This is a genomic window from Streptomyces sp. NPDC005574 (genome assembly GCF_040605435.1).
GTDB lineage: Bacteria > Actinomycetota > Actinomycetes > Streptomycetales > Streptomycetaceae > Streptomyces.
Genome location: NZ_JBEXCW010000002.1, coordinates 65,033 through 90,728 on the forward strand (window position 1 = coordinate 65,033; position 25,696 = coordinate 90,728).

Genomic DNA, 25,696 nt, shown 5'->3' on the forward strand with positions numbered 1-25,696 from the left:
GGTGAGGGAAACGTAAGGATCTCCGTCACTTTCCGCCACCCATTTGATCTTGCGGCACCTGTCCACGCGTGTACTGTTCCACTCGTGGGCGGTACGTACCGCTCACGGGGAGGACAGTGACATGTACGACCGCTCAGCCCTGCACACCGCCGCTCAGACCCTCGGCGACCGCCGCCCCGTAGATCTACAGCACCGGTTGAAGGTTGCAAGAACCACGGCATGGCGTTTGTGGCACGGCCGTAACGCGCCGTCCGCCGCCCTCGCCGTCCGCGTCGAGGCGCACTACGGCGTGAACGCCGCCCAGCTCATCAAGACGACCGCGCCGGCCATCGGCGAGCAGGCCGCCATATGAACGCCGCCGTGATCCCCCGCGCGCAGGCCATCGCCAACGCACGCCGCGCCCTCGACCGTGCCCGCGCCCGCCGCGACGCCGACCGCGCCGCGGGCCGCCTCGCCCCCGAGGCCGAGCTGATCTTGCGGCGCCTCGAACGCCAGCAGGCCCCAGCCCCCGCGCACCGCGCCGCCGCCTGAAAAACGACGGGCCGCCCGGTTGCCCCCGGACGGCCCGCCCGACAGCACCAGAAAGGCACCATCGTGAACACCCCGCAGCGTACCCGCATGCCCCGCGCCATATCTGGCCTACAGGGCGCCCACCGCGCCCGCCGACAACTCACCCGCCGCGCCGTCATCGCGCGTCAGCTCGACCAGATCGCCCCCGGCACCGCCGCCGTACAGACACACGCCGGCGAGGACGGCCGCGCGAAGTGGGTTGTCCTCGCCGACGCCGACGGCCGCCCCGTGGGCGCCGACGCCGAGCAGCACCGCGCCGCGTATGGCCTGCTCCGCCGTCTGCTCCCTGATGTCGATTGGTCCGGCCCCCGCACGTACAGCGTGGCCACTGGCGCCGTCACCGAGACGGAGTCGGCCGCGTGATCACCCCTCAGCTCACGGTCGACGGGCAGGCCGTTCGCCTGCCTCTCGGCAGCCGCGTTGCTGCCCTGCTCGACGACCTCGCCCTGTCCTACGCAGCCGACCCGGACACCGTGGGCCGCCTGCTCACCGCGCACGCCGCGCGTGTGCTGCGCCTCGACTTCGCCGTGTGCTCCGAGTTCGTGTCCGACCACGTGCGCGCCATGCGCGCCGCCGAGGCCGACGGCACCCGCGAGGCCCTGCTCGACGAGTGCCCCAGTGCCGACCGCCTCGACGACGTGCTCACGCCCGACGACGCCATCACCCTCGGCACCCGCCTCACCAAGCACGCCGCCCACATCCGCCACCGCACGACCCGGAGCCCGCGCCCGTGACCGTCACCGCCCTGCCCCTGCCCCACGCCCCGGCCGCGCCGACGCCCACGGCACCGGTCCCGGCCCCGATCTACCAGCCGGCCCCCGCCGGAACTCCCGACGGCACCCCCCGCGTGTTCGCCGCCATCGCCGCCGTGATGCGCGACGTGATGCCCGTCGCGAAGGACAAGGAGAACCAGCAGCAGCGCTACAAGTTCCGCGGGGTCGACGACGCGATGAGCGCCATGGCCGGCCCGATGCGTGCGCACGGCCTGTTCATCCTGCCGAGCATCGCCGACCACCACGCCGAGCGGCGCGGCGAGAAGATGACGCACGTCAACATCACCATGCGGTACCACGTCTACGGGCCCGCGGGTGACTGCCTCACCGCCGAAGTACCCGGCGAGGCAAGCGACTTCGCCGACAAGGCCACCAACAAGGCCCAGTCCGCCGCGCTCAAGTACCTCTTGTTCACCCTGTTCATGATCCCCGTGGACGGCCGCAGCATCGACGACGGCGACCGTGATCACCCCGTCGAGCCGACCGCCGAGCACCGCGCCGAGCGCCAGCAGCAACGCGGACAGCGGCAACAGCGCGGGCAGCAGCCGCACCGATCGCAGCGCGCCGAACCCGGCCCGTGGGAGCAGTCCCCGGCCGAGCAGCAGGCCGGCCCGCGCACCAACTACCTCGCCCACGCCGAACGCGCTAACTCCCCCGCGCAGTTCGACAAGATCCGGGCCTCCGCCGTACGAGCCGGCGCCCCGGCCGACTACCTCGCCCAACTCGACACCATCGCCGCCCGCAAGCGCGGCACCGGCCAGGGACAACAGGCCCCGAAGCAGGGCGAGAAGCCGGCGCCACCGACCCCGGCCAAGAGCCCCGAGGCCGCCGAGAACGCGCTCAGGCTCGCCGCCTCGCGCGCGAACCTGCCCACGCTTGACGCCGATTTCGAGCGCGCCTACGGACTGCCCATCGAGCAGGCCACGGCCGCCCAACTCGACCAGTTCCGCGCCGTGATCGAGAACGGTGGGGGTGCCGCGTGACCGAGCAGCCTCAGACCAAGCCGACCGCACCGGACCCAGCCGCGATCCGCGACGCCGTCACCCGACAGGCCGTTCTCGGCGCCCTGCTCGACCAGGTCAAGGACGCGTACAAGGACGCCAAGACCGCCGCCGACGACCTGCTCGAACGGCAGTACAAGGCGGCCGGCACCACCAAGACGGACGCCACGTTGCCCGACGGAACGAAGATCGGTTCCGTCTCGCGGCAGGGAGGCGAGCGGGCCGCGCAGGTGATCGACGAGGACGCTTTCCGCGCGTGGGTGCGCGACCACTACCCCACCGAGCACACCGTCGAGTTCATGCCCGCCCAGGTGGTGACCAGCGTGCGCCCTGGCTTCTCCGGCAAGGTCCTCGCCGAGGCGACCGCGGCCGGCACCGCCCGGTACATCGACCCCGTCACGGCCGAAGTGCACGACGTGCCCGGCGTCGAGATACGACCGACCCGCGCAGCCTCGCACCGCCTCACCTACACCCGAGGCAGCAAGGAACAGCCGTCCGCCGGACGCGAATTGGTCGCCGCCGGGTGGCATTCCGGCGTCCTCACCGAGCATCTGCCCGCCCTCGCCCAAGCGCCGGCCGAGGGGGGCGAGCAGTGACCCGCGCAACCGCCGTCAGCCTCGACCGCATGCGCCGCCGCCTCGACGAGCCGCCGCCCGAGAACGTGCCTGGACAACTCGCCGTCGAGGTCGAGACGCCGGCCGTCAAGGACAAACCGCCGATCGTGTGCGACTACGGGCAACCCCCGATGCGGAGCCGTCCCCGTCCGCTTCTACGCGAACGGCTGGAAGTGCGACGAGCACCAGCCGGCCCACACCAGCCGCCGCACCGCCCACTGAACCGGCCGGCGGCGAGGACGAGCCCCCGCGCCCCTCGCCGCCGGCCGCACCACCCTGACAGGAGCGACCCCCGCCGTGACCCTCGACGCCATGGATTGGGTGTGGCAGCACTCCCGCACCCGCGGCAACCCGCGCATGGTCATGCTCGCGGTAGCCGACGCCGTCACCGGGCCCGAGGCGACCGCGCGTATCGGCACCGCGACCCTGGTGCGCCGCCTGAACGCCACCAAGGGCACCACCCTCGCCGCCGTCGCCTCGGCCATCGAGTCGGGCGAATTGGAGATCGAGCAGCCGGCCGCGGGCAGTCGCGCCGCCCTGTACCGCATCCCCGAGGCCGTCAACTACGACCGCCGTTGTGGTCGGGAATCCGGACCACAAGCCCAGCGGTCGGAAACTCGGACCACAAACCGTTTGCGGTCCGAGTCCCGGACCGCAACCGCGCCGGATAGCGGTCCGGAATCCGGTCCGCAAGGTGAAGCGGCCCAAGACGGTTTCTGGTCGGGATTCCAGACCGCTAGTGGTCCGGAATCCGTACCCCATCACTCACCCATAGAGGGAGTGAGTGAAGGAGTGAGGGAGCGCGGGCCCGCGCGCGTCGCTCCGATCCCGGAGTTCGCCCGCCCCCTGGTCGACGCGATTACCGCCGCCGGCGTCATCGTCCGGTGGGACCTGACCACCACCGAGTGGTTCACCCTCGACGCCCTGATGAAGCGGTCCGGCGCCGACATGCTCGCCTCGGCCGCCGTCCGGGCCGCCGCCCGCCGCGACGTCTCCCACGCCCGCTACTTCCTGCGCGCGTGGAACGGACTCCCGCCCGCCCCGGCCGCCGGCACTGCACCGGCCGCCCCCGCCGCGGGCCCCGGAGCCGACGTGATCCCGCTGAACCGTCCCCGCACCGCCGGCACCGGCCGCGCCGCACAGGCCGCTGACTGGTACGCCGACCTGCTCGCCGAGGAGAAGTAACCCGATGGATCGCCGCGAGGTCGCCGCCCTGCTCGCTTACGCCGACCGCCTCGACCCTGACCGGGCGCCCAAGACCCGCGAGGCCGCCGGCGAACGGCTCGACCAGTGGGCCGACTTGCTGTCGGACGTCGCCCCGACCGCGCCGCACCCCGAGGGCCGTCACTGGGACGCGTCCCAGGTTGTTCGCCGGCACATCGCCACCAGTCCGTACCCGATCCGCCCCTCGGACGTGTCCCGGCCGTGGCACACCTTCAAGGCCGACGTGATCGGCCGCCATCACGACCCCGTGCCGGCCGTCGACCCGGACAACTCCGTTGCGTACGTGCGAGCCCTGTATGCGGGCCGGCAGGCCGTCGCCGTCGGAGCCGTCACCCCCACGTCGTACCGCGAACTCACGTACGGCGCCGCCGCCGCGCTCACACCCGGGGAGCGTGACAGGGCCGAGGCCCGCCGCGCCGCCCTCGGCGCGTACATGCCGCGCAGCGTCGCCGACGCCCTCGCCGAGCACCGGCCCCGCCGAGCAGCGCGAGAACGGGCCGCCGCCGAGGACCGGCCCGACGCCCTCGACGTGGCGTGCCCGTACGAGCACTGCCTCGCCGACGCCGGCGACCCCTGCCGCAATGGCCGCCGCGTCCCCCGCGCCACCGCTCACCCGTCCCGCCTCGACCTCGCCACCGTCCGCCACACCGCCCAGGAGAGCGCCCGATGAGCCCGACCCCGAAGCAGGCCCGCCAGCACCGCCGCAAGGCCAAGGCGACCGACCGCACGCATAACGTCAACTCATTCCGCGTGGAGGGGAGTTGGAACGACCGGCCCAACAAGCCGGCCGCGACCAAGACGCCCGACAAGCGCAAGGCGTACCGCATCGCCCGCACGTGGGCCGCCGATGGGGCGTACGTGATCGTTCAGGAACACACGGGGTGGGACACGTGGCGCACCCTCGACGAGTTCGACGGCCCGACCCTGCTCGCTGAGCAGCGCAGGGCGCAGCGTGCCGCCGTCGAGGAGGCCCGCCGGCGTGCCGAGGAGTCCGAGCGGCGCCTCGCCAAGGCCGAGGCCCGCGACCTCGAACAGGCCGCCCTCGAACGGCTCATGATGTGCCCGCCCGTCTCTCGCGAGGCCACCGGCCGCGTCACCGCCCGCCACACCGCAGGAGCCCGCCCGTGACAACTCCCCACGCTGCAACCGCTGTTGTTCGCGCTGCGCTTGAAGACGCCACCGTGCGCGAGTTGCTAAACCGGCCCGGTATGACCGCGTGGCGCATCATCCGCGCCCTTGAGGCCGACGGGTGGGCGATCACCTCGGCCCCCGCCGAGAACGGCCCGGAAACGGCCGCACACAGCCCCCGCTAGCAGGTCACCCCCGGGGATTCTCGGAGTCCTGCGCATTCCCACACCTGCTATCGTCCAGCCTTGGGCGGTACTTACCACCCAAGAGCCACGCATCTACTCGGTGGAGGTACACGCATGGCGCCCATAGCCCGGACCGTGCCGCCCCCGGCCGAACGCTTCAACACGAAGACGAAGCGCGGCCCCTGGTCACTCCGCCGAGACTGCCCCGGCACCTGCCGACTGTGGGACGGAGCGATCAACGAGGACGGTTACGGGCACTTCTGGCTCGACGGCCGGACCGTCAAGGCACATCGCGCCGCCGTCGCCCTCGCCGACGGAGCGCCCGTTCCCGCACACCTCGACGTCGACCATCGGTGCCGGCGCCGCGCATGCGTGAACCGCGCCCACCTCGAACCGGTCACCCACCGCGAAAACGTGCTGCGCAGCTCAAACCACGTCGCCGCCCGCGCCGCCGTCACGCACTGCCCGGCCCGCCACGCCTACGACGACGCGAACACCATCCGCGCGAAGAACGGGACGAGGAAGTGCCGCGCGTGCAAGAACGCCGCCGCCCGCACCCGTCGCGCGGAGGCCAGCGAGCAGCAGGCCGCCCCCGTCATGCCCCTGCACGTCCACCGCACGCCCGAAAGGACCGCCGCGTAATGGCTGGAGAAACCGTCATCACCGTCATCGGAAATCTGGTCGACGACCCCGAGCTGGAGTTCACCCCGTCCGGCCACGCCGTGGCGAAGTTCCGCGTGGCCTCGACACCCCGCACGTTCGACCGGCAGACCAACGAATGGAAGGACGACGAAAGCCTGTTCCTGACGTGCTCCGTATGGCGACAGACCGCCGAAAACGTCGCCGCCTCCCTCGCCCGCGGAACCCGCGTCATCGTTCAGGGCCGGCTGAAACAGCGTTCGTACGAGGACCGCGAGGGCGTCAAACGCACCGTGTACGAACTCGACGTCGAGGAGGTCGGGCCGAGCCTGCGCAACGCCACCGCCGCCGTCACCAAGGCCAACGGCCGCCAGAGCAGCACCTCGAACAGCTACGGCCAGCAGGCCCAGGGCGACCCATGGGCGACGAACAACACCGCCGGACGCTACGGCAACGAGCCTCAGTTTTGACCGATCCCGCGCGCGCCCGCGACCGGTCGCCGGCCGCCCCGCGCGCGCACGAGCCCACCCGTTCCGCCTCGCCCCATGGAGCCCCGCCCGTGCCCAACCGCCCCACCTCCGCCGAGGTTGTCGACCTCGACCAGCACCGCGCCCCGCTCACGCCCGAGGCGCAGCACGGCCGTTGTGGTCGCGCCCTCGCCACCGGCGCACCGTGCCCCGATCACCCCGCGTCGTCCTCGGCCGCCTTGCTCGCCGCCTCGGCCGGCGCCACCAAAGCCTTCACCCGCGCCATCGCGACCATCGGACCGAACGGCCGCCGCGCCATCGAGGAGACACAGCAGTCCCTCGCTTTTAACGCGAGCAGCAGCTCACCCGCGCTGCACGCCCTCGCCGCCGCCCTGCTCGACCCACAGCAGCGCACCGCCGATGCCGCGTACGCCACCGCCCGAACCCTGCTCGCCGCGCACACCCGCGAGTGCGCCCGCCTCGCCCGCACCCGGCACGAGGAGACCCGCGAGCGATGGGGCGTGAACCGCGGCACCCGCGCCCTACTCACCGGCATGGACAGCATCCGCAAGACCCTCGACGCGCACGCCGCCGACCTCGACCCGGCCGAGGCGCAGCAGTGACCACACAGAGCCTCGCCGCCGATGTGCTGGTCGCTACGGCAACCGTGATCGTTGCTGGCGCTCCCTTCGGCTGGTGGGCCGGCCGCCGTGACCCCGCCCCCCTCGGTGGCCGGCACCGTGCCGGCCGTCGCGACCGTCGCCGCGCCCAGGATGACCGCGACCTGTTGCGCCTCGCCCGCCACCATGACCGCCGCAGACCGAGGGACCCGCACCCGTGACGACGTGCCGACGCTGCGGCCGGCCCCTACGCCGGGCCGCCGTCGACCGCCTCGGCCCCGTATGCCGCCGTCGCGACCGCGCCGCCGAGCACGCCCCCGCCGGCCGACGTGCCGCCCGCGGCGCCCGACAGCCCACCCTCGGCCAACTCGCCTTTCCCGAGCAGGAGTTCACCCCGTGACACAGCGCAAGCGCGCCCCCAAGGGCCGCAACCGCGACCGCACCGACCGGCGGGCCGTCCTCGACGTCCTACTCGGTCGCGCCGACCGCGGCGCCCTGTCCAGCGCCGAGGCCGCCCTGTTGCGCGAGCACGTCACCGAAGAGGTACGCCTCGCCGACGAGAACCGCCGCGCCATGGCCGGCACCACGCAGGCACTCGAACGCCACCGGGGCGCAGCCGACGCCGCCATACGGGAGTTGGAACAGCGGGCCGTCGACGCCGAGGAACAGCTCACGGCGTACCGAGCCGTCACGGAACAGCGCTCCCAGTGGCAGGCCCGCGCCCAGCAGGCCGAGGCCACCCTCGCCCGCGTGCGTGCCGCCGCCACCCTCGGCGCCGTCGCCGAACACGACGGACTGTCGCCCGAGCAGGTCGCCATACACACCGCGTTCGCCACGGCCGCTGACAGCACCGAGTCCCGCCTCGCCGAGCAAGCCCGCGCCTACGCAATCGAGTTGGCCACCGTCCGCCGCACAGCCGTGCAGCAGCTCGACGGCCTCGGCGCCGCCCTTACCGCCGTGCAGGCCCGCGCTATCCGGTACCGAACGGCATGGTTCGCCGCCCGTCGCGACCGCCGCGCCGACCGCGCCGCCATGGCCGCCGAGTTGCCCGACGTCATCGCCGGCCGGCAGGCCCGCGCCGCCGGCCTCACCACGACCGAAGCCACCGACCGCATCCGCCCGTACGGCGCCGCCGGCATCCCGGCCGCCCAGTTCGTCACCACCACGGAGCAGCCCCGATGAGCACCCCGACCCGTACCGCACCCGTCACCTCGCCGGCCGCCGGCCGCCGTGCCGCCGTCGACCTCGCCGCCGTTCGCGAGCAGTGGGGCGACCTGCTCGCCGCCATCGAGCAGCCCCCGGCCGCCGAGTGGCCGCCGCGTGAGTGCGCCGGTTTCCTCGACCAGCTCGCCGCCGCGCAGGCCGCCGACGACCCCATGCCGTCCGAACCGACCATCGGGCGCATGCCGTTGGTGCTGCGGGAGCACCCCGCCCCACTCAACCTCACCGCCCTCGACGCCGCCCTATCCGTCGAGCGCGACCTGTTCGACCTCGCCGACGCCGTGGCCGAGCAAGTACAGCGCCCCGCCGTCGACGAGGACGACCGCAGCAACCTCGCCCGATGGAACCTGCCCACCTCCCGCGACATAGGCCCGGCCGCCGTCGCCTCGGCCGGATCCCGCGCGTACGGGCTGCATTGGGCCGCCGTATGGCTGGAAGGCCGCGCTCTGGACGAGCCGCACGGCGACCTGTTCCGGCCCCTGCCCGCCCTGCTCGCCGATCACGTTGCCGCCGTGGCCGGCCGCGCGCGGCGGACCATCGAGCGGGCCCTGAACCGCGACAGCAGGTGGTCGACGCTCGATCACCTGTGCCCATGGTGCCGCGGCCCGCTCACCGGCGTCACACAGGCCGGCAACGTACCGGCCGTGTTGTGCGCACGTGGCGAGCGTTGCCCGGCGCCGGCCGTCCTGGACCACCGCCGCCGCGTGTGGCAGGGCGCCGAGTTGGCCGACCTGTGGGCTGCAATGTCAGCGGCCAAGGAGAGAGCGAGGAAGAGCGGGTCCGAGACGACGGGGGGTGCACCTCGGACCCACGGGGGTGATTACTGATCACCCATGGAAGTGATGGCCAACGAGCCTTTCAATCAACGCCCAGAGAGCACGTGCCCCCAGGGCGACAGCAAGCCGGCCCGTAACCTCGCGGATCTTCCCATTCTGCTCGGAAGGTTGCGACGTTTCCGTCACTTCACACCTCATCTCCGGGGCGTGCGTCCCTACACCTTGCGTGGAGGGCCGCCCCCCTCTTCCTGAGATGAGCCGCCTTGACTCTACCGCCGCAGGCACTCAGCGTCTGGCGAATCGCGAGGCAAACAGGCGTGACAACTTGCGATAGGTGGCGGGCAGTTGGGCACTGCTCTTCCACCCAAACCGCTTGTGTATTCGGTTCAGAACTCAGTACAGTGGGCCGCCGGACGTTACCCGACACGCCACCAGCCACGGGAGCAACCCCCATGCGCGTCGCCATCCCCGGCGCCCTCGCCGACCACCTCGCCCGCACCGACCTCACCATCGGCCCGGCCGCCGCCGACCCTGCCGCGCCTGCCGCACGCGCCACCCTCGACGCCGGACGCCGCGGACGTGGCCGCACACTCGTGATCACCCCGCGCTCGACCGCCGCACTCCAGTTCATCAGCGCGTTCGCCGAGGCCATCCTGACGAACCGCCACCTTCACACCCCGGCCGAGACCCGCGCCGCGCGCACGTGGCTCGACCGAGCAGGCCGCGCCACCTCGACGCTAGGCGCCGACCTCGCCGCCGCTCAGAATCAAGCCCGCCACGACGCAGCCCCAGTCACCGAGGCCGCCGCCAACACATGGCGCGGCGAGTGGATCGGCACACCCGCCCTGTTCCCCCTCGACCGCGAACAGGGCGCCCTGTTCGCGTGAACGATCCGGCCCGCCCTCATCCGAGGGCGGGCCCCGCCCAAACAGGAGCACCGCAGATGACCGAGCCGTTCCGCCCTGAGCAGATCGAAGAGAAGGCAACCGAGGTCTACATCACGGAGCTACTTGCCCTCGCGGACAAGATCAAGCTCGTACGCGAAGTCGTACGAAAGGATGCCGACTCCCTCGACCGCCGAATGCTCCGGGCCGGCTACGTGCGGAAACTTTGGAAGCAGACCGAGGAAACCCTACCGGCGCTCATCCGCGAGGCCCGCGCCGCCGACAAGAGCGTTGCCGACGTCGCTGCCACGCTCGGCGTAACCGAGTCCTATGTCTACCGGGTCTTGCGTCAAGGCGACGAACAGTAACCCCGCACACAGGTGCGGCCCGCACACGGTGACGTCACCACCGGACGGGCCGACTAACCACGATGGGAGCTAAACCCCACCATGACCACCGCAAAGCCTACTCAGCGACGTGCCCGGCCGATCGCCGGCACCCGACCCACCGTCCGCCTCGACGAGCAGTTTGCCCGAGACCTCGCCGTTCTCATGCAGACCGGCGACGATCTGACGACCGCCATGCGGACGGCCGTCGGCATCGTTGCCGACATGTACCGGACCGCGTGGCATCACCAGTCGGTACCCGTCGGCACCGCGCCGACGCTCAAGGCGTACAAGTTCGTCGAGGCGCCGTCCGTGCCCGGCCCGCCGTCCCTCCCATGGGTCACGCACGACGGCCCCGCGTGGACGCCCAGCAACAGGCAGATCAGCCCTGATGACGCCCGTCGGACGCAGCAGCCGACACGGCCACCGCACCGTCAGCAGAACGGCCGCCCGTCCGCCCGCCCGTAGCCGACACCCCACCCGCCCCGCCCGCCGACCGTCGGCAGGGCGGGGCGCGCCGTCCGACAGGAGCCGACACCTTGACCGACGACCGCACCGCCCGCGCCGACGAACTCGACCAGCTCGCCGACCACCTCGAATCCCTGCTCGCCTACGAGGATCCGTTCACCGCCGGCCGGGCCGGCCCGTTCCTCGCCAACAGCGACACCGAGCACCCCGGATACGAGGCCGTCGCCCGATACGCCCGCGAGCGCGCCGAGTTCCTGCGAAGCGCCTAGCCGGCGACCGGACGCGCACCGGTCCGCGCCCCCCACTCACCCGCCATCCCGCCCCTTGCGCCACTCCTCACGCACGCGCCGAAGGGAACGCATAGCCCGCACGGCTTTGTTGGACAGGTCAGGGATCTGATTAACCTCGCGCTTTCATGAAGCGGGCTGTCCGGCAGGCGGTCAGGAAAGCAGAAAGTGCCCCTGACCAGCAAGAATGAGGATTGTCGAGGTCCTTGTTCCTGCCACCGCCGGAGGCACTTCCCAGGTGAAGCACTCTATCGGGTCCTACCCCCGTGTCCGTGTCCAGGACGACGGCCGCCAGGTCGTCTCCCAGGCCGGGTCGGTCCTGCTCGTCGAAACGGTCCGCAAGACCGGTCTCGACCAGGCCATATCCCAGGCTCTCGCTCCGTGGCGCAAACCGCGGGCCGTCCACGATCCCGGAAAGGCCCTCCTGGATGTCGCCCTGGCGGTCGCACTGGGCGGGGACTGCCTCGCGGACGTCGCGATGCTGCGGTGTGAGCCGACCGTCTTCGGCCCGGTCGCCTCCGACCCGACCATCTCCCGCCTGATCGACACCCTCGCCGCCTCCGGCGAGAAAGCCCTGCAGGCCATCCGGTCCGCACGCTCCGAAGTCCGCCATCGTGCCTGGTCATTGGCCGGCGGGAACGCCCCGGACGCCGATGGTCAGGTCGTCATCGATCTCGACGGCGTCCTCGTGATCGCCCACTCCGACAAGGAGGAAGCGGCCGCGACCTGGAAGAAGACCTACGGGCATCACCCGCTGACGGCCTTCCTCGACCACGGACCGGGCGGAACCGGTGAGCCCCTCGCCGCCCTCCTCCGCCCGGGAAACGCGGGCTCCAACACCGCAGCCGACCACATCACCACCGCTCAACTCGCCCTGGCCCAACTGCCCAAGCACTACCGGCGAGGGCGGCAGACCCTCATCCGCACGGACTCCGCCGGCGGCACCCACGACTTCGTGTCCTGGCTCGCCAGGCGAGGACGATGGCTGTCCTACTCGGTCGGCATGACCGTCACCGAAGCGATCCACGAACACGTACTGAAGGCCCCCAGCTCAGCCTGGACCCCGGCCGTCGAGACCAATGGTGAGGCCCGAGACGGGGCCTGGGTCGCCGAGCTCACCGGCAAGCTCCTGGACGGCTGGCCCAAGGGCATGCGACTGATCGTCCGAAAGGAACGACCCCACCCTGGCGCCCAGTTGAGGATCACGGACGCGGACGGCATGCGGATCACGTGCTTCGCGACCAACACCCCTGACCGGCCGATCGCCGCTCTCGAGCTCCGTCACCGGCTGCGGGCCCGGGCCGAGGACCGGATCCGGGCCGCCCGAGCCACCGGCCTGCGCAACTTGCCCCTCCACACAACAGCACAGAACAAGGTCTGGCTCGAGATCGTCCAGATAGCCCTCGACCTGCTGGCCTGGATGCCCATGCTCGCCCTGACCGGCAAGGCCCGACTCTGGGAACCCCGCCGCCTGCGATTCCGACTGTTCTCCGCAGCCGCCCAACTCGTCACCACCGGCCGACGCCGGATTCTCCGCCTCACCCAGCACTGGCCCTGGACCCGCGAGATCACTGCCGCCCTCGAACGGCTCGCACTCCTGCCCAACCCCGGCTGACCAGCAACCTCCACCGTCCCAACGACAACATCACCCGCCCCTGGCAGTGGAACCCGGCGCCCACCCGACGCGACAGTTGGGCCGCTGACCTGCCCACCATCAGCCCCGGAAAGCGAAAGGGCCCACCGACTCCGTCGGCGGACCCTCGCGAAAGATCGAGGTTAAGGGCGTAGCGGACGCCCAACACCACACCGCCGAGCACGGCCATTCCAGTCGTGAAGTGACTCATCGTCTCCATCCGGAACGACTCACCCTCTCTATCGGGATGGTCGTTCCGGCGACTGGGCACACTCGGATCGACCATCTAGTTTGATGATCAAGCCGAGCAAAGCCCGTCACGCCGTAACTCGCGGTCTGAAGTTGTCGATCCCGAGGGACCTTCGGGGCAGCACAACGTGCGCGCCCGTTGGGAAACCTCGAATCCAGTGTGACGGCCGGTTATCGAGGGGCCCGCGCCTAGCTTCAAAGAGAGCACTGCCCCCCGCTACCCGATCAGTTGCGCCGTTATCGATCTGTGACCTATTGTTGGAGCCGTCTCCGGCGTGCCCGCACACGGGCCGCACGTATGCAGACCGAACGCCCCCGTCCCCCCGCGGGGGCGTTTCGCATTCTGTGCAACCTTCACGCATCCCTCACGCGTCACAGACTGCGCACCAGTCGCTACGTGGGGGGAATCCACCGTGAAGTACCGCACCGCCGCCGTCGCCGTTCTGCTCGCCGCCACCGCAGCGCTAACCGCATGCAGCAGCAGCGACGACAGCAGCGACAGCAAGGCCGCCGCCAAGGTCCCGTCGTACGCGATCACCAAGCAGGACACCAGCGGAAATCAGCGCACCGTCACTGTTGAGGTGAAGTCAACCGAGGGACTGCGCACCGTATTCGACGACGTGGCCGGCAAACTCACCGAGGACGCCGGTTACTTCGTAGAGATCAACTGTGCGACCGGCGGCACGGGCACGTCTGACAACCGACTCGCGAACGGCAAGAAGGCCGTCGGCAACATCGGCGCAGCCTCGACCGGCCTCGACGACGGTAAGACCGAGTACGAGGCCCAAACCGGCGCCACCTGTACCGCATAACGACCGGCACGCGAACGCCCCACCGTCCCGCCGCGGTGGGGCGTTCCGCATGTCCACAGGGGGTGAGCCGTGGGCCGCCCCATCGACGACGACGACCGCCGCCGCGTGCGCGAGCTGCACGCCGCGGGCAAGTCCCGCAACGACATCGCCCGCGAGATTCGCCGCTCGCCCTCGACCGTCAGCAAGATTGCCGCCGCGTTCGAGCCGCCCCTCACGTTCGACCGCGCCGCCGAGGTGGCCGCCGCGACCGCCGTGCGCACCGCAGACCTCGCCGACCGCCGCGCCGCCCTTGCCCTTGCGCTGCACAACGACGCCGAGAGGCTACGCGCGCAGCTCTGGCAACCGACCGTCTACGGCGAGTTCGCCGGCAAAGACGGGAAGTGGCAACAGGTCCACCTCGACCAACCGCGTTTTGCCGACCAGCGCCAGATCATCGGCGCCACCGCGACCGCCATTCAGCAGTCCCTACGCCTCGCCCCCGTCGAGGGCGGCGAGGGATCCGAGCAGGTGCGTTCGATGTTGGGCGCCCTCGGCGACGCACTGGCGCAGGCCGCCGGCGACCCCGACGCCACGGGGGCCGCGGACGGGGGGTGAGCTATGTTGCTCGCCCTCGACCGCCTGCCCCTGTCCCGCAAACAGCTCACGTCCATCGGACAGGCCACGGCCCGTATCAACCTCTGGCATGGGTCGGTCCGGTCCGGCAAGACGATCGCCTCGCTACTGGCGTTCGTCATCGCCATTGCCACGGCCGGCCCGTCGGGACTGATCATCGTCTGTGGGCGCAGCCTCCAGACGATCGAACGCAACGTCTTCGAACCCCTGCAAGATCGCGCCCTGTTCGGCCCCCTCGCCCGGCACGTCGTGCACACCCGAGGCGCCACCACGGCCGTCATCCTCGGCCGCACCGTCCACCTGATCGGCGCCGCCGACGCGCGCGCCGAGGGCCGGCTACGTGGCCTCACCGCGCAACTCGCCTACGTCGACGAGGCGACCCTGTTGCCCGAGGGTTTTTGGACGCAGCTACTCGCCCGCCTGTCCGTGCCCGGCGCCCGCCTGTTCGCCACGACGAACCCCGACTCACCGCGGCACTGGCTCAAGACCGGATACATCGACCGCGTCGGCGAACTGAACTTGCGCGCGTGGCACTTCCGCCTCGCCGACAACCCGTCGTTGTCGCCCGAGTACGTCGCCGACCTCACCGCCGAGTACGTCGGACTGTGGCGTCGACGGATGATCGATGGCGCGTGGGTGGTCGCCGAGGGCGCCGTCTACGACATGTGGGACGAGGCCCGGCACGTCGTCGCCGAGTTGCCCGCCATGCGCCGTTACTGGTGCGGCATCGACTACGGCACCACCAACCCGTTCGCCGCCATCCTGCTCGGCGAGGGCGTCGACGGCCGGCTGTACGTCACCAACGAGTGGCGCCACGACTCCCGTACTGCGCGCCGCAGCATGACCGATGCGCAGTACAGCGGCGCCGTCCGGTCATGGCTCGCCAACCTCGCCGTCACCCCCGAGTGGACGTTCATCGACCCGAGCGCCGCATCGTTCACCACGCAGATGTGGCAGGACGGGCACCCCGGCCTCGCCCGCGCCCGGAACGACGTGGTGGAAGGCATCCGCAACGTGGCCGCCCTGCTCGCCGCCGGCCGGCTCCTGGTGCACGAGTCCTGTACCGGCCTGCTCGCCGAGTTGCCCGGCTACTCGTGGGACCCCAAGGCCACCGAGCGCGGCGACGACGCCCCGATCAAGTCGGACGACCACAGCGCCGACGCACTGCGCTACGCCGTGCACTCCACCGCCCACGAGTGGCGCCACCTGCTCACCCTCGCCGCCTAGGAGGTCACCGATGCCGCTCCCCGCGGACAACACCCCATGGCCGCCGCCGCAGTGGGCCCGCCACTACCGCGAGATGGCCATAGACGATGCCTGGTACTCCGGTGACCGCAACCGCCTGTCCAACCTCTACCGCCACCACGCCACCCGCGAGCGAAAGTGGCGCCTGTGGGGACGCCGCCGCAACGGCGACACCCGCCCGGACCACCGCCTACACGTCCCCCTCGCCGGCGACATCGCCGCCACCTCCGCCGATCTCCTGTTCGCCGACATGCCGAAGATCACCGCCACCGATACCGCGACTCAGGGCCGCCTCGACGACCTCGCCGACCGCGGCCGGCTGCAATCCATGTGCCTCGGCGCCGCCGAGCAGGCCGCTGCCCTGTCTGGCGTTTACCTGCGGACCACGTGGGACCGCGATGTCGCCGACTACCCGATGATCACAGCCATGCAACCCGACCAGGCCGTACCCGAGTTCAGGTTCGGCATGCTCCGGTCGGTCCAGTTCTGGCGAGAGTTGCCCGGTCCCGCCGGCGACCGCGAGGTATGGCGTCACATCGAGGCGCACGAGCCGGGCTACGTCCGTCACACCCTGTACCAGGGCACCCGCGACAACCTCGGCCGCACCATGTCGCTCGCCGACCACCCCGACACCCGCACCCTGGTCGACAGCCTCGACAGCGAGGGCGACGGGCAGACCATCAGCACCGGCATACCCCAGCTCACCGCGAGCTACGTGCCGAACATGCTCCCCAACCGGCTGCACCGCACCGCGCCAATCGGGCGCAGCGACTACGCCGCCCCGATTCACGACCTACTCGACAGCCTCGACACCACATGGACGAGTTGGATGCGAGACATCCGCCTCGCCCGCGCGCGCCTCATAGTCCCGGACGGCTACCTACGCGACAACGGCCCCGGACAGGGCGCCACGTTCGACGAGGAAGCCGAGGTATGGGCCGGCCTCAAGATCCCGCCAACCGAGGGCGGGAACGGCATCACCCTCGCCCAGTTCGGGATCAGGGTGGACGAGCACCGGACGACCGCCGAGAGTTTGGTGAAGCAGGCAGCACAAGCCGCCGGCTACTCGCCCAGTTCGTTCGGCCTCAACGCCGACGGGCAACCCGCGACCGCCACCGAGGTTGACGCCCGCACGCAACGCAGCATGATCACCCGGACGAAGAAGGCCGGACATTGGCGGCACGCCCTCACCGAACAGCTACAGGTACAGCTCTTGCTCGACCGGACGATTTTCGGCAGCAGTGTCACGCCCGAACGCCCCACCGTCGAGTTCGGATCGGGCGTGGCCGAGTCGATGCAGTCCCTCGGGACAACCCTCGACCTGCTCGCCCGAGCCGGCGCCGTCAGTACCGCGACGAAGGTCAAGGTGTTACACCCGGAATGGGACGACACCGCCGTCATGGCCGAGGTTGCACTCATCCTCTCCGAGACTGGTGCTGCCGCACCCGACCCGGTCGGCAGCTTCCCCCTTTGAATATCATGCAGCTTGGCGCAGCGGATCCAGGAATTCATGCACGACGCCGCCATACCAATCGCGATTTTGATCCCAGAAGTCCCGGAACGCATCGCTACGACTCATCAGATCAGAAAAGTAAGCCCTCCAGTACGAGGTGAACTCATCTGGCATGTAATTTCGATGCCCGAGGAAACATTCAACGAAGTCAATGAGCATCTCCGCAGCAGCTTGGGTCTCTTGTTCTCTGTGGTCTACCTGCCCCGCGCCAGCCTTTCCGTCAGGTCGACCATAGAACTGGGCACGTAGGGAGGGGCGTTCAAGGAAGACCCGATCTATCTCGATCATCATTTGTGCCATGGTGATATGCACGGAAGCATTTACGGCATCAGAAGTTGCCTTTGCGGCTTCAACGCTTGCCGCTGCTTGCTTAGCGAACTCGGCAGTATGGCGATTCAGGAAGAAGAGTTGCGTACAGGCGGCGAGTAGGCCAGCCAACGCTATCCATGCGACCGCAGTCATGGGATCTCCCCGTGGCTCTCACTATGTTTTGGCCCTTACTCCAGTACGTCGCAGTTCTGCTATTTCTGCAACTGGGAGAACTCACAATGAGGGTTGAGGGGAGAGCCACGGTGCCGATCCACTCGGGCATAGTGGAAGACCTCGCCACGGGCACCCGTGACCTCTACGCGCAGGCCGAGGAACGCCTACTCGGGATCATCGCCCGGCAACTCACCGCCGGCCTCGACGCCCCGGGGTGGGCCGAGCGCAAGCTGTCTGCCGTGCAGGCCCTACGCACTGCCTCACAGGCCGTTGTCGACGAGGTGGGCAAGGCCGTCACCCTCGACGTGTTCGACGCCGTAGCCGAGGCGTACAACACCGGTCACCGGGCCGCCGTCGCCGAGTTGGGCGCCCTGTCCGATGACGCGCGCCGACTGGTCGACGACGTCACCCCGAACGCGCAGGCCGTCGACCGCCTCGCCGAGCAGACCGTCACCCTGTTGACCGACCGGCACGCGTCGATTCTGCGGACCGTCGAGGACGGCTACCGCGCCGTTGTCGCCGAGGTCACCGCAACGCCCTTGCTCGGTACCGGCACCCGCCGGCAGGCCACGCAGGACGCCATGCGTGCATGGGCCGACCGCGGCATCACGTCGTTCACGGACCGCGCCGGCCGCCGATGGCAGCTCACCTCTTACGCCGAGATGGCCGTACGGACGTCCGTCGGGCGAGCCGCGACCGAGGCGCACGCGCACACTCTCACCGACGCCGGAATCGATCTTGTCATCGTGTCCGACGCCCCGCGCGAGTGCCCACTGTGTCGACGGTGGGAGGGCAAGGTGTTGTCCCTGTCCGGGGATGCCGGCGCGCGCACGGTCGAGGTCGAGCACGCCATCGAGGACGGCCGCATGGTCACCGTGGACGTCGCCGGATCCCTCGACGAGGCCCGACAGGCAGGGTTGCAGCACCCCAACTGCCGTCATTCGACGTCCGCTTACACCCCCGGCATCACGCAACTCGACGAGCCGAACAGCGACCCCGACGGGTACGAGGCCGGACAACGACAGCGCGAGATCGAGCGGCACATCAGGAAGTACAAGAACCGCGCCGCCGCCGCGGTCGACCCCGAGGCCAAGCGCCAGGCGAACGCCAAGGTGAGGCAGTGGCAGGGCGCCATGCGTGGCCACCTCGACGCGCACCCCGACCTACGCCGGTTGCGCCACCGCGAGCAGCCCGGCGCCTCGAACATCCCCGAGCGGCGCACGCCGGCGACGCCCGAGCAGGTCGACGCCGCCCGCGTGTGGTCCGGCGACGAGCGCAGCGTGCGCGGGATGACTGACGACCAGCTCGCCGCCGCGGAACGGTCCGGCCTGCTCGACCAGCGCGCCCGCGAGCGGATCCGCGCCGAGGCCGACCGCCGCGACCTCGACGACCTGCTCGACCGCGCGGCCCCCGGCGGACGCCTCGCCGACGACCTCACCGGGTTGTCGGACACCGAGTTGGGCCGCCTGCTCAGACACGTCGACACATCCGAAGCGCTCCGCATCGCCGGCGAGATGGACCGCCGCGACCTCGCCGCCCATCTGCCGGACGTCCGCACCGACCTTGTGCACCTGTCGGACGACCAGTTGGCCGCGCGTGTGCGCGAGGCGATTGAGCACGGCATCGACGACGTGTCCAGCCTCGCCGCCGAGGCGCACCGCCGCGACCTGCTCGCCGCGTACTTCCCGAACGGCACCCTTGCCGCCGATCTCTCGGCCGTGGGGGACGACGCGTTGGCGTGGTGCATGCAGTACGCCAACGACGACGAGCTACTACGGATCGCCGCCGAGATGGACAGCCGCGACGCCGTGCCCCTGCCCGCGCCGGTCGCGACCGGCGACGCCGTGGCCGACCTGCTCGCCGACCGCGACGCCCTCGCCGAGTCCATGGGCAACGCCCCCGACCCCGAGGGGTGGGGCGCCCTCGCCGATGACGCAGCGTGGGCTGATGAGTTGGCAACCACCATCGCCGCCGACGCCGCCCGAGGCGTCACCGAGGAGACCGCGCGCATCGTCACCCGGGCCGAGGCCCGCGCCATGTACGACGAGTACGTGTATCAGCAAATGCTCGCCGCCGAGGACGCCACGAACGGCTATCTCCTCAACAAGAAGGCACAGGCCGCCGGACACAACCCCATCACCCTGTTCAGCGGGCCGGCCCGCATCGCGTACGCGCGCGCGTCGGACGAGCTGAAAGAGTGGTGGGCGGAACACGGCCGGCTCACACAGGCCGAGTTCATCGAGAAAGCCACCGGCAAGGCCCAACGGGGGGCCACCGACGCCCGTAAGAACGAGTCCGACCACCAGAACAAGAGGTGAGCCGTGGGGACCCGCGAGGACATCGTGCGCGCCCTGTTGGCCGGCGCCGAGGCCGGACGCAACGGCGACGAGCCGACCACGTGCCCGTACCCCGCAACCTCCCTGCTCCGTACGGCATGGATCAAGGGCTATGCCCGCTCCCGCCCGGTCGACGACCAGGGCGAGGACGACGCCGGCACGTAGCGCTCACCCGATCACAGCACCCCCAGGGGCCCGCCGCCGCGGGCCCCTTTTGCATGCCCGCACCCCCAGGAAGGGACCCCCCGATGCCCGAGCCGACCCCCTCGACCGCCCCCACCGCCCCGACTACCCCCGCGGCCCCGACCGGGCCCACCACGCCGGCCGCGCCCTCGGCCCCCACCGCGCCAACCCCGACCCCGGTCCCTGCCGCGCCGCAGGCCCCCGCCGCCCCGACTACCCCCGCGGCCCCGGCCGCGCCTGCAACACAGGACGTTGCGAGCCTGCCCCAGTGGGCCCAGGACATGATCAAGGGCGCCCAGCAGCCCGCCCCGGTCCCGCAGGTGCCCACCGCTCCGGCTGTGCCCGTCTCGCAGGCGCCGGCCGTTGAGGGCAACGTGACGAGCCTGCCGAGGTGGGCGCAGCAGGCCGTGACCGGTGGGCAGGACGCCGCCCGGCAGCTCGCTACGCAGTCCGCCGTGATCGCCGCGGCGCCGACCGCGGGCGCCGACGTGTCCCGCCTGCTCGACTCCCGGGCGTTCATGGACGCCATGGGCCAGGTGAACGCCGCCGACCCGAGCGCCGTCAGCGCCGCCATTACGGCCGCCGTGCAGGCGAACCCTCACCTCGGCCTCATCGTCGGTCCGGCCCGTGGTGGCGCCGCGTTCGACGCGAACCCGGCCGGCGACACCAAGCCCGCCACGCTCGACCAGGCCATCGCGGCGCGTCTCGCCGCCAACGGCTGATCACCACTCCCCAGCCCGATCGGGCCCGTAGACAGGAGCATCATCCATGCCCGCCGTTTCTCTGGCCGAGGCCAAGAACAACGCAACCGATGACCTCGACGTCCAGGTCATCGACGAGTTCCGCAAGTCGTCCGCGGTCCTCGATTCCCTCCAGTTCGACCAGGCCGTCAACCCGGCCGGCGGGGGCGCGACCCTCACCTACGGGTACCGGCGCCTGATCACCCAGCCCACCGCCGGTTTCCGTGCGCTCAACAGCGAGTACACCGACAGCAACGTCACCACCCAGAAGTACAGCGTTGACCTCGCTGTCCTGGGTGGCTCGTTCTCGGTCGACCGCGTGATCGCACAGATCGGCCCGGCCGCGTCGGGTTCCGTCGCGCTGAACATGGCGCAGAAGATCAAGGCGACCTCGACCCAGTTCCAGGATGCCGTGGTCAACGGTGACGTCGCGGTCGACGCGAACGGGTTCGACGGCCTCGACAAGGCGCTCACCGGCACCGACACCGAGTACCGCGCCGCCCAGGTCACCGACTGGTCGAACTTCGACACGAACCCGGCCACCGTGCACCAGGCACTCGACGCCCTCGACGAGTTCCTGTCACTCCTCGACGGCGCCCCGTCGATCGTCCTCGGCAACGCCAAGGCACTTGCCCGCGTGCGCGCCGCCGCCCGCCGCGCCGGCATGTACACCCGCAACCCCGTCGACGGCCTGCTCGGCGCCGACGGCCGGCCGATCGAGCGCGAGCAGTACGGCAACATCGTGTTCGCCGACCCGGGCGCCAAGGCCGGCACCAACAACCCGATCATCCCCGTGGAGAACCGGACTGTGGGCGGCACCGCCGCGACCAACCTCACGGACCTCTACGCCTACCGGGCCGGCCTCGACGGATTCCACGCCGTGGCCACCGCCGGCGGACAGATCGTGGCCAGCTACCTTCCCGACTTCACCACCGCCGGCGCCGTCAAGCGCGGCGAGGTCGAAATGGGGCCGGTCGCCGTCGCGCTCAAGGCGACCAAGGCCGCCGCCGTGTTCCGCAACATCAAGGTGGCCTGACCATGGCGACCATCACCGCGCCCGTAGAGGGCTACAGCGGGGCCGGCGTCGGTGGCCTCATGTTCGAGGACGGCTGCGCCGAGACCGACAACCCCGCCGTCATCTCCTACGCCAGACGCCACGGGTACACCGTCGAGGGCGACGAGGACGGGCCGCAGGACACCAAGCCTCCGGCCCGTTCCGCGTCCAAGGCCGAATGGGTCGCCTACGCCCTCACCCAGGGCGCCGAGCAGGCCGCCGCCGAGCGGCTCACAAAGGAGCAGCTCGCCGAGCAGTACGGGGGGTGAGCGATGGCCCGCGTCTACGCCACTCCCGAGCAACTGGCGGCATGGACCGGGCAACCGGCCCCGTCGGACGCCGGCCGTCTCCTCGCCCGCGCGTCCGAGGACGTCGACGACGCCCTACTCACCGCCCTCTACTGCACCGACACCGCCGGCATGCCGACCAACCCGAAGATCGTGCAGGCCCTCGCCGACGCGACCTGTGCGCAGGTCGAATACCAGTTGGCGACCGGCGATGACGGCACCGGAGCGGCTGGCCGTTGGGGCAGCGTCTCAATCGGCCCGGTATCGCTGTCCGATCGCCGCGACAGCACACCGACCGCGAACGAGGTCGACCTCGCCCCCCGCGCGTTCCGCGCCCTGAAACGGGCCGGACTACTGCCGGGGGTGATCCGGTGAACGTGCCCCGTTGGCTACTCCGCCACCGGATCATCATCGAGCCGTACCTCGGCACCAGCGCGTACGGACCGAAGTACGGCCCGCCCACCAAGGACGTGCCCGCCCTGGTCGCCGAAGCGATCAAGCGCGTACGCGACGCAACCGGCGCCGAAGTCGTCTCGACCGCGCAGATATACGCCGGCCCAGACCTCAACTGCCCCACCGGATCACGCGTCACCCTGCCCACCGGCCGCACCACCACCGTGATCAACGTCGCCCACCACACCGCGCCCGGCCTGCCCGTGCCCGCGTCCACGGAGGTGATGTGCGAGTGACCCAGCGCGCCCGGATCAGATGGAACGGGAACACCGCCCTTGCCGCGATGCGTCAAGGCGCCGTGCGCGGAGTGCGGTTGGGCGCGGAACACCTGTTGGAAGTCTCCCGACAGCGCGTGCCGATCGAAGAAGGCACGTTGGAACGCTCCGGCGTCGTCTCCGTCGACGACCAGTCCATCACGGCCGCCGTCTCCTACGACACCCCGTACGCCGTGCGTCAGCACGAGGAGCTGACCTACCGCCACGACCAGGGCCGTACGGCGAAGTACTTGGAAGGGCCGTTGCACGAGGAGAACGGCACGATTACGGAGATCATCGCCGCGCAGGTCCGGCGGGCACTTCGCTAGAGCGGCTCGGCCGCAATCATGCGCTTGATCAAGTCTATTCCCTTACGCGTCAACAACACGGCACCGTTAGGGCGCGGAGTAGGTTCAGCGCCCCGTTCAGTGGGTTGCTTGTGCACTTCAACAATGCCGTCATCCAGCAGGTTCGACACAAGCCACACCATGTCTCGATGGATCGCTATATCACCGAACCCGAACGTGCCGGCCGCCCCTACTGAGTCGCGCATGAGAGTGAGCAAGGACCCTCCATCAGGCATTTCCCGTTCCACCTCCCCTAAAATCCGGGCATAGATCTTCAGTATCTGACGCTCCACATCGGTGTAGCGGCCGTTCAATACCTCAAGGTTCTGTTTGTACTGGAGCATCGACCTACGGTCCATTTCGCCGCGATCAAACCGCGTATGACACGTAGGACACAGCGCAATCAGGTTGTCGAACGTGTGCTCCTTGACCTTTGACCACGGGGCGATGTGCGCCAGCTCCACAGGGGTCTGTCGACATGTGGGGATAGCGCATCTATGCCCCGCCTCAACAAGAACAGCCCTTTTCAAGGCTGTTGGAATTTCCGGTCGGTCCTGAGTCATACCGAGACCCTACGCAGCACCTAGGACAACGACCAGATGAGTTTCCTTACCGAAATCGTCGACGGCCTCGCGCACCTGCTCGATACCGCCGGCATCGCCACCTACCGGCCCGACGGTGTGTACGAGACGGGCGAGACAGCGATCACGGACACCGTGATGCCGGACAGTCCGAACCGCGCCGTCGTGCTCACCGCCTACGACACGGCCAACTCGCAGAACCTCACCGACACCACCGTGTTCGTGCAGGCCCGGACCCGCGCCGGACCCGATCCGCGCGAGGTGGCCGCCCTCGACGATGCCGTGTTCGAGGTGCTGCACAACTCCGGCCCGTTCCTGTTCGGCACGGCCCGCGTCGTGCTGATCACCCGTCAGTCCGCCGCGCCGCTCGGCGCCGACAGCCTCGGCAGGTTCGAGCGAACCAGTAACTACACCGTGCGCGCCCACCGGCCGCACCCCCGACTTGAGTAGGAGGACTGTCCCTTGTCCACCCCCGTACAGCCGGCCGAGACTGAGACCGCACTCGCGCGCCGCTACCGCCTCGAACTCGACACGAGTGCGACGGCTACGCCGTCATGGGTGATCGTGCCCGGCATCCAGGAGTTCGACCCGGCGGTCGACCCCACGCAGCAGGATTCCACCACCTACGAAGACGGCGGTTGGGCCGACAGCACCGTCACGCAACTCGCGTGGTCCGTCGAACTGACGATGCTGCACCGCTACCACCCGACCACGAAGGCGTTCAACGCGGCGCAGGAAAAGCTGAGGCTCGCGGCCGAGAGCTTCGGCAGCGGCGCGACCATCCACGTGCGGTGGTACGACCGCGAGGGCCGCGCCGACGCGTACGAGGGGCGTGCCCTGGTCACGTGGGACGCGGACGGCGGAGCAACCGACGACCTCGACTCCGTCGGGGTCACCCTCACCGGCAAGGGCGCGAAGACCGCGATCACCAACCCGCTCGCGGGGAGTGGTTCGTAATGGCCTTCAACGAACTGGGGAACCTGCTCGACGACTCCCTGCCCTTGCCCATCAAGGGCAAGGTGTACCGGGTTCCCGCGCCGTCCGCGGCGACCGGTCTCCGGGTGCAGGCCATCATGCAGGCCGCGGCCACGGCCGCCGACGGCGGACAGGCCGACCGCGAAGTACTCGCGGACGCGGCCGAGCGGGACATGTACGCCGACGTCCTCGGCGCCTCGCACGCCGAGATGGTCGCCGACGGGGTCGAGTGGCCGATGCTCAAGCACGCCGCCGTGACCGCCATGGTGTGGATCATCCAGAGCAAGGACCGCGCAGAGGCGTACTGGAACACGGGCGGCGACCCTTCTCAACTGGCCCCGAACCGGGAGCAGCGCCGCAGTACATCGGGTGCGGCGAACAAGACCCGGTCTCGGGGCTCTTCGAGTGGTACGAGGCACCGCCCGGCCAACCGGCGCGGAGGAAAGGGCAGCAGCGGCGCAGCCCACAAGTGACGTGGGCCCAACTCCTCGACGAGTGGCCGCTCGTCGAGGCCGACCTACACGAGTTCTACGGCGTCGACGTGGGCGCGCCCGGCCTGCTGGACGAGCGGTCGTGGCGATGGCTGCGCGTGCGCATCTTCGGCCTGCTCTCCGCCGACTCCCGCATACAGCGCCTGTTCAACACACCCCCGGAGCCGAAGAAGCCCCGGCGTAACTGAGTACCGCGCCCCGCGTG

The 25,696-nt window shown here is 70.5% G+C and carries 38 protein-coding genes; 35 read left to right on the plus strand and 3 right to left on the minus strand.

The features are described from left to right. Nucleotides 1-121: 121 nt before the first annotated feature. The 12 genes from ABZT03_RS01915 (at nucleotide 122) to ABZT03_RS01970 (ending at nucleotide 7,224) form a co-directional block, all read left to right on the plus strand. On the plus strand, nucleotides 122-352 hold the full coding sequence (locus ABZT03_RS01915; RefSeq protein ID WP_356032123.1) for an XRE family transcriptional regulator: 231 nt from the start codon (nucleotides 122-124) through the stop codon (nucleotides 350-352). After that, nucleotides 349-531, plus strand: a complete 183-nt coding sequence (locus tag ABZT03_RS01920; RefSeq protein WP_356032125.1) for a hypothetical protein — start codon at nucleotides 349-351, stop codon at nucleotides 529-531. The genes ABZT03_RS01915 and ABZT03_RS01920 overlap by 4 nt, the downstream gene beginning before the upstream one ends. A gap of 87 nt (nucleotides 532-618) precedes the next feature. Continuing rightward, nucleotides 619-933: a hypothetical protein gene (locus ABZT03_RS01925; protein WP_356032128.1), complete on the plus strand. Its 315-nt coding sequence runs from the start codon at nucleotides 619-621 to the stop codon at nucleotides 931-933. After that, nucleotides 930-1,304, plus strand: coding sequence for a hypothetical protein (locus ABZT03_RS01930; RefSeq protein WP_356032131.1), 375 nt, complete (start codon nucleotides 930-932; stop codon nucleotides 1,302-1,304). The genes ABZT03_RS01925 and ABZT03_RS01930 overlap by 4 nt, the downstream gene beginning before the upstream one ends. Then, the gene (locus tag ABZT03_RS01935) at nucleotides 1,301-2,326 is read left to right on the plus strand and encodes an ERF family protein (RefSeq protein WP_356032134.1); all 1,026 of its coding nucleotides are present in this window, start codon (nucleotides 1,301-1,303) and stop codon (nucleotides 2,324-2,326) included. The genes ABZT03_RS01930 and ABZT03_RS01935 overlap by 4 nt, the downstream gene beginning before the upstream one ends. Continuing rightward, entirely contained in the window at nucleotides 2,323-2,940 is a 618-nt protein-coding gene (locus ABZT03_RS01940; RefSeq protein ID WP_356032136.1) for a hypothetical protein, read from the plus strand. Before ABZT03_RS01935 ends, ABZT03_RS01940 begins: the two co-directional genes overlap by 4 nt. A 315-nt stretch (nucleotides 2,941-3,255) precedes the next feature. After that, complete coding sequence (locus tag ABZT03_RS01945) at nucleotides 3,256-4,143, plus strand: hypothetical protein (RefSeq protein WP_356032139.1); 888 nt, start codon at nucleotides 3,256-3,258, stop codon at nucleotides 4,141-4,143. Nucleotides 4,144-4,147: 4 nt separating this feature from the next. Then, nucleotides 4,148-4,852 carry a cell surface glycoprotein gene (locus ABZT03_RS01950; protein ID WP_356032141.1) on the plus strand — a complete coding sequence of 235 codons (705 nt, stop codon included), beginning with the start codon at nucleotides 4,148-4,150 and terminating at the stop codon, nucleotides 4,850-4,852. Next, nucleotides 4,849-5,310, plus strand: a complete 462-nt coding sequence (locus ABZT03_RS01955) for a hypothetical protein (RefSeq protein ID WP_356032144.1) — start codon at nucleotides 4,849-4,851, stop codon at nucleotides 5,308-5,310. The genes ABZT03_RS01950 and ABZT03_RS01955 overlap by 4 nt, the downstream gene beginning before the upstream one ends. Before the next feature lie 299 nt (nucleotides 5,311-5,609). Then, entirely contained in the window at nucleotides 5,610-6,137 is a 528-nt protein-coding gene (locus ABZT03_RS01960) for an HNH endonuclease (RefSeq protein WP_356032147.1), read from the plus strand. Beyond that, nucleotides 6,137-6,604: a single-stranded DNA-binding protein gene (locus tag ABZT03_RS01965; RefSeq protein WP_356032151.1), complete on the plus strand. Its 468-nt coding sequence runs from the start codon at nucleotides 6,137-6,139 to the stop codon at nucleotides 6,602-6,604. The genes ABZT03_RS01960 and ABZT03_RS01965 overlap by 1 nt, the downstream gene beginning before the upstream one ends. Before the next feature lie 89 nt (nucleotides 6,605-6,693). Beyond that, nucleotides 6,694-7,224: a hypothetical protein gene (locus ABZT03_RS01970; RefSeq protein ID WP_356032153.1), complete on the plus strand. Its 531-nt coding sequence runs from the start codon at nucleotides 6,694-6,696 to the stop codon at nucleotides 7,222-7,224. Between the two features lie 244 nt (nucleotides 7,225-7,468). On the opposite strand, the gene ABZT03_RS01975 is transcribed toward ABZT03_RS01970, so the two are convergent. Then, entirely contained in the window at nucleotides 7,469-7,624 is a 156-nt protein-coding gene (locus ABZT03_RS01975) for a hypothetical protein (RefSeq protein ID WP_356032156.1), read from the minus strand. On the opposite strand from ABZT03_RS01975, the gene ABZT03_RS01980 reads away from it, so the two are divergent. The 11 genes from ABZT03_RS01980 to ABZT03_RS02030 all read left to right on the plus strand — a co-directional run bounded on the left by ABZT03_RS01980 (nucleotide 7,618) and on the right by ABZT03_RS02030 (nucleotide 17,268). After that, nucleotides 7,618-8,403 carry a hypothetical protein gene (locus ABZT03_RS01980; protein WP_356032159.1) on the plus strand — a complete coding sequence of 262 codons (786 nt, stop codon included), beginning with the start codon at nucleotides 7,618-7,620 and terminating at the stop codon, nucleotides 8,401-8,403. The genes ABZT03_RS01975 and ABZT03_RS01980 overlap by 7 nt on opposite strands. Further along, nucleotides 8,400-9,269, plus strand: a complete 870-nt coding sequence (locus tag ABZT03_RS01985; RefSeq protein ID WP_356032161.1) for a hypothetical protein — start codon at nucleotides 8,400-8,402, stop codon at nucleotides 9,267-9,269. The genes ABZT03_RS01980 and ABZT03_RS01985 overlap by 4 nt, the downstream gene beginning before the upstream one ends. Nucleotides 9,270-9,670: 401 nt before the next feature. Beyond that, nucleotides 9,671-10,105 (plus strand): hypothetical protein, encoded by a 435-nt coding sequence (locus tag ABZT03_RS01990; protein ID WP_356032164.1) that lies wholly within the window; start codon nucleotides 9,671-9,673, stop codon nucleotides 10,103-10,105. A gap of 56 nt (nucleotides 10,106-10,161) precedes the next feature. Beyond that, nucleotides 10,162-10,470: a hypothetical protein gene (locus tag ABZT03_RS01995; protein WP_356032167.1), complete on the plus strand. Its 309-nt coding sequence runs from the start codon at nucleotides 10,162-10,164 to the stop codon at nucleotides 10,468-10,470. Between the two features lie 81 nt (nucleotides 10,471-10,551). After that, a complete protein-coding gene (locus tag ABZT03_RS02000) occupies nucleotides 10,552-10,956 on the plus strand; it encodes a hypothetical protein (RefSeq protein ID WP_356032169.1) in 405 nt (134 codons plus the stop codon). Between the two features lie 71 nt (nucleotides 10,957-11,027). Next, nucleotides 11,028-11,225 (plus strand): hypothetical protein, encoded by a 198-nt coding sequence (locus ABZT03_RS02005; RefSeq protein WP_356032172.1) that lies wholly within the window; start codon nucleotides 11,028-11,030, stop codon nucleotides 11,223-11,225. Nucleotides 11,226-11,481: 256 nt separating this feature from the next. Then, nucleotides 11,482-12,858 carry an IS1380 family transposase gene (locus ABZT03_RS02010; protein ID WP_356032175.1) on the plus strand — a complete coding sequence of 459 codons (1,377 nt, stop codon included), beginning with the start codon at nucleotides 11,482-11,484 and terminating at the stop codon, nucleotides 12,856-12,858. 680 nt (nucleotides 12,859-13,538) lie between these two features. Next, the gene (locus tag ABZT03_RS02015) at nucleotides 13,539-13,937 is read left to right on the plus strand and encodes a hypothetical protein (protein ID WP_356032177.1); all 399 of its coding nucleotides are present in this window, start codon (nucleotides 13,539-13,541) and stop codon (nucleotides 13,935-13,937) included. 69 nt (nucleotides 13,938-14,006) lie between these two features. Continuing rightward, complete coding sequence (locus ABZT03_RS02020; protein ID WP_356032180.1) at nucleotides 14,007-14,531, plus strand: helix-turn-helix domain-containing protein; 525 nt, start codon at nucleotides 14,007-14,009, stop codon at nucleotides 14,529-14,531. A 3-nt stretch (nucleotides 14,532-14,534) separates the two neighbouring features. Then, a complete protein-coding gene (locus ABZT03_RS02025) occupies nucleotides 14,535-15,776 on the plus strand; it encodes a PBSX family phage terminase large subunit (RefSeq protein WP_356032182.1) in 1,242 nt (413 codons plus the stop codon). A 10-nt stretch (nucleotides 15,777-15,786) separates the two neighbouring features. Continuing rightward, nucleotides 15,787-17,268 carry a phage portal protein gene (locus tag ABZT03_RS02030; protein WP_356032185.1) on the plus strand — a complete coding sequence of 494 codons (1,482 nt, stop codon included), beginning with the start codon at nucleotides 15,787-15,789 and terminating at the stop codon, nucleotides 17,266-17,268. A 3-nt stretch (nucleotides 17,269-17,271) separates the two neighbouring features. Here the strand turns inward: ABZT03_RS02030 and ABZT03_RS02035 are convergent, their stop codons facing one another. After that, a complete protein-coding gene (locus ABZT03_RS02035) occupies nucleotides 17,272-17,769 on the minus strand; it encodes a hypothetical protein (protein WP_356032187.1) in 498 nt (165 codons plus the stop codon). Nucleotides 17,770-17,879: 110 nt separating this feature from the next. Between ABZT03_RS02035 and ABZT03_RS02040 the strand changes: the two genes are divergently transcribed. From ABZT03_RS02040 to ABZT03_RS02075, 8 genes are all read left to right on the plus strand, one after another. Further along, nucleotides 17,880-20,108 (plus strand): phage minor capsid protein, encoded by a 2,229-nt coding sequence (locus ABZT03_RS02040; protein ID WP_356032190.1) that lies wholly within the window; start codon nucleotides 17,880-17,882, stop codon nucleotides 20,106-20,108. Nucleotides 20,109-20,111: 3 nt separating this feature from the next. Continuing rightward, nucleotides 20,112-20,291 (plus strand): Rmf/CrpP fold protein, encoded by a 180-nt coding sequence (locus ABZT03_RS02045; RefSeq protein WP_356032193.1) that lies wholly within the window; start codon nucleotides 20,112-20,114, stop codon nucleotides 20,289-20,291. Nucleotides 20,292-20,590: 299 nt separating this feature from the next. Then, entirely contained in the window at nucleotides 20,591-21,031 is a 441-nt protein-coding gene (locus ABZT03_RS02050) for a hypothetical protein (RefSeq protein WP_356032195.1), read from the plus strand. 46 nt (nucleotides 21,032-21,077) lie between these two features. Beyond that, the gene (locus ABZT03_RS02055; RefSeq protein WP_356032198.1) at nucleotides 21,078-22,085 is read left to right on the plus strand and encodes a major capsid protein; all 1,008 of its coding nucleotides are present in this window, start codon (nucleotides 21,078-21,080) and stop codon (nucleotides 22,083-22,085) included. Between the two features lie 2 nt (nucleotides 22,086-22,087). Further along, a complete protein-coding gene (locus ABZT03_RS02060; RefSeq protein WP_356032201.1) occupies nucleotides 22,088-22,372 on the plus strand; it encodes a hypothetical protein in 285 nt (94 codons plus the stop codon). A gap of 3 nt (nucleotides 22,373-22,375) precedes the next feature. Then, on the plus strand, nucleotides 22,376-22,765 hold the full coding sequence (locus ABZT03_RS02065) for a hypothetical protein (protein WP_356032203.1): 390 nt from the start codon (nucleotides 22,376-22,378) through the stop codon (nucleotides 22,763-22,765). After that, a complete protein-coding gene (locus ABZT03_RS02070) occupies nucleotides 22,762-23,079 on the plus strand; it encodes a hypothetical protein (protein WP_356032206.1) in 318 nt (105 codons plus the stop codon). Before ABZT03_RS02065 ends, ABZT03_RS02070 begins: the two co-directional genes overlap by 4 nt. Next, a complete protein-coding gene (locus ABZT03_RS02075; RefSeq protein ID WP_356032208.1) occupies nucleotides 23,076-23,426 on the plus strand; it encodes a hypothetical protein in 351 nt (116 codons plus the stop codon). Before ABZT03_RS02070 ends, ABZT03_RS02075 begins: the two co-directional genes overlap by 4 nt. Here ABZT03_RS02075 and ABZT03_RS02080 read toward each other — a convergent pair. Beyond that, nucleotides 23,423-24,007 (minus strand): HNH endonuclease signature motif containing protein, encoded by a 585-nt coding sequence (locus tag ABZT03_RS02080; RefSeq protein ID WP_356032211.1) that lies wholly within the window; start codon nucleotides 24,005-24,007, stop codon nucleotides 23,423-23,425. The genes ABZT03_RS02075 and ABZT03_RS02080 overlap by 4 nt on opposite strands. A gap of 36 nt (nucleotides 24,008-24,043) precedes the next feature. Between ABZT03_RS02080 and ABZT03_RS02085 the strand changes: the two genes are divergently transcribed. The 4 genes from ABZT03_RS02085 to ABZT03_RS02100 are packed head-to-tail and all read left to right on the plus strand — an operon-like array spanning nucleotide 24,044 to nucleotide 25,679. Then, complete coding sequence (locus ABZT03_RS02085) at nucleotides 24,044-24,475, plus strand: minor capsid protein (RefSeq protein ID WP_356032214.1); 432 nt, start codon at nucleotides 24,044-24,046, stop codon at nucleotides 24,473-24,475. A 12-nt stretch (nucleotides 24,476-24,487) separates the two neighbouring features. Continuing rightward, the gene (locus ABZT03_RS02090) at nucleotides 24,488-24,982 is read left to right on the plus strand and encodes a hypothetical protein (protein WP_356032216.1); all 495 of its coding nucleotides are present in this window, start codon (nucleotides 24,488-24,490) and stop codon (nucleotides 24,980-24,982) included. Further along, complete coding sequence (locus tag ABZT03_RS02095; protein WP_356032219.1) at nucleotides 24,982-25,473, plus strand: hypothetical protein; 492 nt, start codon at nucleotides 24,982-24,984, stop codon at nucleotides 25,471-25,473. Before ABZT03_RS02090 ends, ABZT03_RS02095 begins: the two co-directional genes overlap by 1 nt. Beyond that, nucleotides 25,470-25,679, plus strand: coding sequence for a hypothetical protein (locus ABZT03_RS02100; protein ID WP_356032222.1), 210 nt, complete (start codon nucleotides 25,470-25,472; stop codon nucleotides 25,677-25,679). Before ABZT03_RS02095 ends, ABZT03_RS02100 begins: the two co-directional genes overlap by 4 nt. The last annotated feature ends 17 nt before the right edge of the window (nucleotides 25,680-25,696 follow it).

What these genes read in the sequence shown, in the direction of transcription:
- ABZT03_RS01915 (WP_356032123.1), top strand. Translation starts at nt 122, where the DNA reads ATGTACGACCGCTCAGCCCTGCACACCGCCGCTCAGACCCTCGGCGAC.
- ABZT03_RS01920 (WP_356032125.1), top strand. Translation starts at nt 349, where the DNA reads ATGAACGCCGCCGTGATCCCCCGCGCGCAGGCCATCGCCAACGCACGC.
- ABZT03_RS01925 (WP_356032128.1), top strand. Translation starts at nt 619, where the DNA reads ATGCCCCGCGCCATATCTGGCCTACAGGGCGCCCACCGCGCCCGCCGA.
- ABZT03_RS01950 (WP_356032141.1), top strand. Translation starts at nt 4,148, where the DNA reads ATGGATCGCCGCGAGGTCGCCGCCCTGCTCGCTTACGCCGACCGCCTC.
- ABZT03_RS01955 (WP_356032144.1), top strand. Translation starts at nt 4,849, where the DNA reads ATGAGCCCGACCCCGAAGCAGGCCCGCCAGCACCGCCGCAAGGCCAAG.
- ABZT03_RS01960 (WP_356032147.1), top strand. Translation starts at nt 5,610, where the DNA reads ATGGCGCCCATAGCCCGGACCGTGCCGCCCCCGGCCGAACGCTTCAAC.
- ABZT03_RS01965 (WP_356032151.1), top strand. Translation starts at nt 6,137, where the DNA reads ATGGCTGGAGAAACCGTCATCACCGTCATCGGAAATCTGGTCGACGAC.
- ABZT03_RS01985 (WP_356032161.1), top strand. Translation starts at nt 8,400, where the DNA reads ATGAGCACCCCGACCCGTACCGCACCCGTCACCTCGCCGGCCGCCGGC.
- ABZT03_RS01990 (WP_356032164.1), top strand. Translation starts at nt 9,671, where the DNA reads ATGCGCGTCGCCATCCCCGGCGCCCTCGCCGACCACCTCGCCCGCACC.
- ABZT03_RS01995 (WP_356032167.1), top strand. Translation starts at nt 10,162, where the DNA reads ATGACCGAGCCGTTCCGCCCTGAGCAGATCGAAGAGAAGGCAACCGAG.
- ABZT03_RS02000 (WP_356032169.1), top strand. Translation starts at nt 10,552, where the DNA reads ATGACCACCGCAAAGCCTACTCAGCGACGTGCCCGGCCGATCGCCGGC.
- ABZT03_RS02025 (WP_356032182.1), top strand. Translation starts at nt 14,535, where the DNA reads ATGTTGCTCGCCCTCGACCGCCTGCCCCTGTCCCGCAAACAGCTCACG.
- ABZT03_RS02030 (WP_356032185.1), top strand. Translation starts at nt 15,787, where the DNA reads ATGCCGCTCCCCGCGGACAACACCCCATGGCCGCCGCCGCAGTGGGCC.
- ABZT03_RS02035 (WP_356032187.1), bottom strand. Translation starts at nt 17,769, where the DNA reads ATGACTGCGGTCGCATGGATAGCGTTGGCTGGCCTACTCGCCGCCTGT.
- ABZT03_RS02050 (WP_356032195.1), top strand. Translation starts at nt 20,591, where the DNA reads ATGATCAAGGGCGCCCAGCAGCCCGCCCCGGTCCCGCAGGTGCCCACC.
- ABZT03_RS02055 (WP_356032198.1), top strand. Translation starts at nt 21,078, where the DNA reads ATGCCCGCCGTTTCTCTGGCCGAGGCCAAGAACAACGCAACCGATGAC.
- ABZT03_RS02060 (WP_356032201.1), top strand. Translation starts at nt 22,088, where the DNA reads ATGGCGACCATCACCGCGCCCGTAGAGGGCTACAGCGGGGCCGGCGTC.
- ABZT03_RS02065 (WP_356032203.1), top strand. Translation starts at nt 22,376, where the DNA reads ATGGCCCGCGTCTACGCCACTCCCGAGCAACTGGCGGCATGGACCGGG.
- ABZT03_RS02080 (WP_356032211.1), bottom strand. Translation starts at nt 24,007, where the DNA reads ATGACTCAGGACCGACCGGAAATTCCAACAGCCTTGAAAAGGGCTGTT.
- ABZT03_RS02085 (WP_356032214.1), top strand. Translation starts at nt 24,044, where the DNA reads ATGAGTTTCCTTACCGAAATCGTCGACGGCCTCGCGCACCTGCTCGAT.
- ABZT03_RS02095 (WP_356032219.1), top strand. Translation starts at nt 24,982, where the DNA reads ATGGCCTTCAACGAACTGGGGAACCTGCTCGACGACTCCCTGCCCTTG.